This is a genomic window from Methylomonas sp. BG-2, assembly GCF_057766305.1.
Genome location: NZ_JBYMAP010000283.1, coordinates 1 through 4,640 on the forward strand (window position 1 = coordinate 1; position 4,640 = coordinate 4,640).

A 4,640-nucleotide genomic window follows, 5' to 3' on the forward strand; every position below is an offset into this window, starting at 1 on the left:
GCTGATAACTAAATCCAGGCCATCTTCATCAAGTTGATTCAATAGATTGCATTCACTGTCGACGACTAATTCCAGTTCTATATGTGGTCGTTCTTGCTGAAAGTCAGCGAAGAATGGACTTAAATGGTGTGCGGCAATTGTCGTCATCACGCCGATGCGAAGCGGCACAGTATTTAAGCGGCTGAAATGCACAGCCTCTGCTTTGACAGCTTGCGTCTTGCGCACTATTTCGCGTATGGAAGGTTCGATCAAACGTCCTAAAGCCGTCAACCGGCATCCGCTGCGGTCTCGGCTAAATAGCTCACCGCCAAGTTCATCTTCCAATTTCTTAATTGCTTGGGTCAGCGAGGGTTGGGCCACATAGGTTGCCTGTGCAGCACGAGTGAATGAACCTTTATCGCAGACGGCCAGAAAATAGCGAATTTGTTGCATTTCCACGGCTTGCCTCTTTTTTTGAATAGGAAAAACCTATTATTTCATAGAAAATTGGTATTTTACAATTAACCTAACTCATTATTTAATATGAATACACAATCACATAAATATTCATTATTCTTATGAAAACAGCAAAATTAATCGTAATGTACCCTACGCCAACAGATTTAAAAACTTTTGAACGTCGTTATGCTGATGAGCATGTGCCGATGGCTGTCGAAAAGCTGGCCGGCAAAACACGATTTGTCGCCTCATTGATTCTTTCCAATGTAGACAAATCTGCAGCGCAGTTTCATCGAATTGCCGAGGTTTATTTTCCATCCCTCGCCGAATTAAAGGCTTGTCTGAATTCACCAGGCGGTCAAGAAACAGCTCAGCATGCCGTTGAGATTTCTAGCGGTGGTGAGCCGTTGTTTCTGATCTCCGAGGTGGAAACCTTTGATTTCTAATCCGACCCTCGGATTTAACATAATCACTGTGGAGGCAAATCAATGCCTAACTCTATCAACAAACTAAAAAAGGCGGCTTATAAGCGCATTAGGTGGATGGGTCTGCTGCCTGTTGTCTTTTGGGTCGGATTAATGCCAACTATTGCCCAAGCGCATCGAGGTGCGCCTGACGAGGCCGATGCTTGCGTTACGAGGGTTGGTTTTGAACGAGTCCATTTCACGGCCTATACCCCGACTCTGTCAGGGGATCGGGAATATTGCAGCATCATTCCCGAAACCGGCCCAACTAATTTGGTGTTCGACTACGAAGGTAAAAGTCTGCGCAATGTCAGCGTGGAATTCGAAATCACCAAAGAACCTGAAGGGCAAAGGGTTTTTTATCAGCAGCCGAAAAAAGTTAAAAACGGTACTTTCGATAGTACGGTCGATTTTAGTCAATATGGTGCTGGTAATTATTTGGCACACATCGCTATTGTCGACAAGGATAAGCGTCTTGATACTCATATTCCGTTCTCTGTTGGCCTGAAATCGGTTCCGGGAAAAGGCTATATGCTGCAGATTGTGATGATCGGAAGCTTGTTGTTGCTGGCTTTTATAGTAATGAAGTTGGCGAATAAGGAAGCGCCCAATCACTCACCTGGGGCATGAGCGAATGGTACAGGCGAGTCAAACGTACTTAGGGGGAATATGACTATGAATATGGCTCAATTAAAGGTTTTTCTTTTAAGAACCAATTCTTGGCAGAAAGTGCTATTCGGGTTACCGATATTAGTAATGGTTGTCATGCTTTTGATGGATCATAGCGGCGACTCGGCAGAATTAGGGCAGGCCGTGTATCGGCCTGAGATGCTGCAACGTCTTTGCAAAGCCAATCAACTCAGTGGAGACGCTGGAGAGACTTATGGCGAAGAAACCGAAAACGGCATCAAATACAATGTCCGCACACCAGCCAATTATGATGCATCCGTTGCTCACCCACTATTACTGGTATTTTCTCCGGCGGGATCGAATCGGGCTAAAACCGAAAAAACAACTGGGTTCACTTTTCCTGCTACCCAAGCCGGTTTCATCGTGGCCTATGCGGATCATCCGGAATTATCGCCCAGCACTACCGTAGAATTAGGCACCATTCCCAGTTTAATGGCTAAAAAGTGGTGTATTGATGAAAAACAAGTCTATGTTACCGGACATTCCGATGGAGGGACTTCGGCGATGGCATTAGCGTTTATGACTGGCACACGGCACATCCCACGCGCCATTGCGCCGAGCGCAGCAGGGGTTGCATATGATGATTTACGTGACCGTAAATGCCCTGAACCCTTGCCGGTTATGGTTATGCACAGTAGTAAGGATCGCCTGTTTCCTGGTTATGGTCAGCAAGCGGTGGGTTGGTGGGCGGCTTGTAATAAATGTGATCCTATTCCGGATAAAATCGCAAATGGTTGCTCCTCTTATTCAGGGTGTGCCGGGGGCGTAAAAACGTTGTATTGTGAAGGTGATAAAATCCATTCACATTGGCCCGAGCGAAGTCAGGATATCATCGAGTTTTTCGTTTCAGCGACTCAAGTTAGCCCACGGGCAAAGTGAAATTGGCTCTATATGAATCGTAGTGGATACAAAGGTAAACCCGAAAGCAAACGGGTGATCCGGATTCCATCTCGGGTCTGCTCCTTTTAGTGGCTGAACAGTTGGTTGGCAACCAACCCGGACGCGTTGAGCCTAGAGCCATCAAACGACGACCCAAACCGTAGTCGAATACCGGACAGCCGATTGGTTTACATGATGCCTTAATTATTAAAACTGGATAGCCACTCCGAGCGGCGGGTTTTGGCCGTACCCAGGCGTTCAAAATCTGTTTGAGTTTTCGGAAGTGATGGTGGTTTTGAAGTTGGAATCAGTGGCAGCTTTGATCGGAATCCACACTGTTCCATCCCGGACTCAGGTTGCTATCTTAATACTCGTTGGCCACCATAAGAATCCGATCCACCCAATAAAACACCCTGGACTCGACGTTCGGAGCAGAGCACGCCACGGCGGTTTCCATCACCGCTCCGCCGTCACCGTCGGTCACCGACCATTGCGCTACTCCGGCGCCGTAAACCAACTCGATTCTAAGCCAGGGATACTGTGCGGAGAGGGGTAACAGATCAGACACCACCGCCGCCAATAGTCCGGTTAAGTCGGTCGTTTCGATCCAGGCTTTTACGCCGGCGGTGACCCGCACAGGTTGGAAGTTGCCGACACAAAACCATCCGCCGTCGTCCGGCGCGGAATGCAGCGTTACCACGCCGATGATCGTATCGGTCCTCATACCTCGCACAAGGCCGGTTGCAGGGGATCCCAGATCAGCGACGGGGTTCGGCTCTCGGCGATGATGTCACGCAGCGCGGCGGTTGATTCTTCGTGGGCAGCGGTGTCGACCACGTAGACCGCGCTAGGCGTGTCGGTATCCACCAGCACCGCCGCCGCCAGCGGTTTTGATCTGGCCAGGTTGTAGCGCAAACATTTGCTGAATGAGCGGCCCTCCGCCACCAAATACTCGATTAGGGCCAATTCGTCGGCAGTTTCGAACGGAATCCATTGCGACGAGACATTCATCAGACTGAGCTGGTCGATTTCCGGATAGCCACCCAGACGAATCGAGAACGTGGCAATGACCATCAGACGGCTGGCCTCATTGCCCCGCCACAACAACCATTCCGTATCGAACTGCTTGAGTACGCGCTTGTAGGTCTGATCGCTCAGATAGAACGGGTACTCCGGCAGGTGTTTGATGATGAGCTTTTGCCCGAATCGGGCCGGCTTGACCTCCTTGAGTTCGCCGATCAGCACACGAAAGCGGTTGAGGTTGTCCGAATACGCCAAGTCCTTGGCGATTCGGGCGTTAATCTCGTCCTTTTTGTCCAGGCTGAAGGTTTCCGGGATAAACACCAACCGATCCAAGGCCGTCGTTTTGGCGACTTTGCCGGCACAGGCTTCGAGTAGGGCTTTGCGCAGCCCATACCAATTGCGCCGGGAATCCGCCGCCGGCGTCCAGCGCTGCCAACCGCTTTGTTCCCACAGATAATGCAGCAAACCGCGCAGGCCGAGCTTGGCCTCGGACGCCTTGATGCTGGTCGGCTTGGTCGCTTCCTCGCCCTCGACAGGCGCGACCGGCATTCGGCTTTTACCTGGCGCCAAACGAAAATCGAATTTCAATTGGGTGATGCCGGTATCGAGATTGTCCTTAATAGCCGATCCGTATACCTGGCCCAGACCGGACAATTCCGCCGGCGGTTCGTAAGAATCACAACCCGGATGATGCCGCTCGCCGGAATTGGGCATCCGTTTCAACCAATAGCGGTCGTAGGCAAAGGCAATATACAGCTCGACACCCTGAGCGGTGCATAAACACAACGGCCGTTGTTGGTTGGCGTAGGCCTGTTTCAAGATCGTCTGGAGGTGGCCGTGGTCCTCGGTGAATTCGATCGTTCCGACGCGATAATGACTCATGGTGCTTCCTCAATGATCGAACGGTCGGCAGCGTCATCGGCGTAGTGGCCGGTACCGCACACCGGGCAAGCGACATCCGGATGGTGGTAACCGGGATCGCAAAAAAGGGGTTTGACTCGACGGATCTTGAAGGGCTGGGTCTCGCAGGCCGATTCGGTCTCGGCGCCAGTCTGTTTAGCATGTTCCATTGGGCTCATCGAACCGTTCCTCGAGGCCGTCGATAGAGGTGCATCCCATGAAACATGGGATGCGTTGGTAAGTTAT

Annotated in this window: 7 protein-coding genes; 3 read left to right on the forward strand and 4 right to left on the reverse strand. The window is 50.8% G+C overall.

What is annotated here, in order from left to right; all coding sequences use genetic code 11:
• Positions 1 to 438: LysR family transcriptional regulator (locus tag AC3B8H_RS18695; RefSeq protein ID WP_488443043.1), on the reverse strand; the 438-nt coding region annotated here is incomplete at its 3' end.
• A 119-nt stretch (positions 439 to 557) separates the two neighbouring features.
• Here AC3B8H_RS18695 and AC3B8H_RS18700 point away from each other — a divergent pair.
• The 3 genes from AC3B8H_RS18700 to AC3B8H_RS18710 are packed head-to-tail and all read left to right on the forward strand — an operon-like array spanning position 558 to position 2,471.
• Complete coding sequence (locus AC3B8H_RS18700; RefSeq protein ID WP_033159460.1) at positions 558 to 884, forward strand: EthD family reductase; 327 nt, start codon at positions 558 to 560, stop codon at positions 882 to 884.
• Between the two features lie 42 nt (positions 885 to 926).
• On the forward strand, positions 927 to 1,532 hold the full coding sequence (locus AC3B8H_RS18705) for a hypothetical protein (protein WP_281020267.1): 606 nt from the start codon (positions 927 to 929) through the stop codon (positions 1,530 to 1,532).
• A gap of 45 nt (positions 1,533 to 1,577) precedes the next feature.
• Positions 1,578 to 2,471 carry a CE1 family esterase gene (locus tag AC3B8H_RS18710; protein ID WP_281020268.1) on the forward strand — a complete coding sequence of 298 codons (894 nt, stop codon included), beginning with the start codon at positions 1,578 to 1,580 and terminating at the stop codon, positions 2,469 to 2,471.
• Between the two features lie 364 nt (positions 2,472 to 2,835).
• On the opposite strand, the gene AC3B8H_RS18715 is transcribed toward AC3B8H_RS18710, so the two are convergent.
• From AC3B8H_RS18715 to AC3B8H_RS18725, 3 genes are read right to left on the reverse strand one after another with little or no spacing between them, the layout of a single operon-like run.
• Complete coding sequence (locus AC3B8H_RS18715) at positions 2,836 to 3,195, reverse strand: hypothetical protein (protein WP_281020269.1); 360 nt, start codon at positions 3,193 to 3,195, stop codon at positions 2,836 to 2,838.
• Positions 3,192 to 4,376: a DUF1173 family protein gene (locus tag AC3B8H_RS18720; RefSeq protein ID WP_488443044.1), complete on the reverse strand. Its 1,185-nt coding sequence runs from the start codon at positions 4,374 to 4,376 to the stop codon at positions 3,192 to 3,194. Before AC3B8H_RS18720 ends, AC3B8H_RS18715 begins: the two co-directional genes overlap by 4 nt.
• Positions 4,373 to 4,573, reverse strand: a complete 201-nt coding sequence (locus AC3B8H_RS18725) for a hypothetical protein (RefSeq protein ID WP_488443045.1) — start codon at positions 4,571 to 4,573, stop codon at positions 4,373 to 4,375. Before AC3B8H_RS18725 ends, AC3B8H_RS18720 begins: the two co-directional genes overlap by 4 nt.
• Positions 4,574 to 4,640 lie beyond the last annotated feature (67 nt).

Excerpts from the sequence above, each read along its gene's own strand:
- AC3B8H_RS18700 (WP_033159460.1), top strand. The coding sequence starts at position 558 with ATGAAAACAGCAAAATTAATCGTAATGTACCCTACGCCAACAGATTTA.
- AC3B8H_RS18705 (WP_281020267.1), top strand. The coding sequence starts at position 927 with ATGCCTAACTCTATCAACAAACTAAAAAAGGCGGCTTATAAGCGCATT.
- AC3B8H_RS18710 (WP_281020268.1), top strand. The coding sequence starts at position 1,578 with ATGAATATGGCTCAATTAAAGGTTTTTCTTTTAAGAACCAATTCTTGG.
- AC3B8H_RS18715 (WP_281020269.1), bottom strand. The coding sequence starts at position 3,195 with ATGAGGACCGATACGATCATCGGCGTGGTAACGCTGCATTCCGCGCCG.
- AC3B8H_RS18720 (WP_488443044.1), bottom strand. The coding sequence starts at position 4,376 with ATGAGTCATTATCGCGTCGGAACGATCGAATTCACCGAGGACCACGGC.
- AC3B8H_RS18725 (WP_488443045.1), bottom strand. The coding sequence starts at position 4,573 with ATGAGCCCAATGGAACATGCTAAACAGACTGGCGCCGAGACCGAATCG.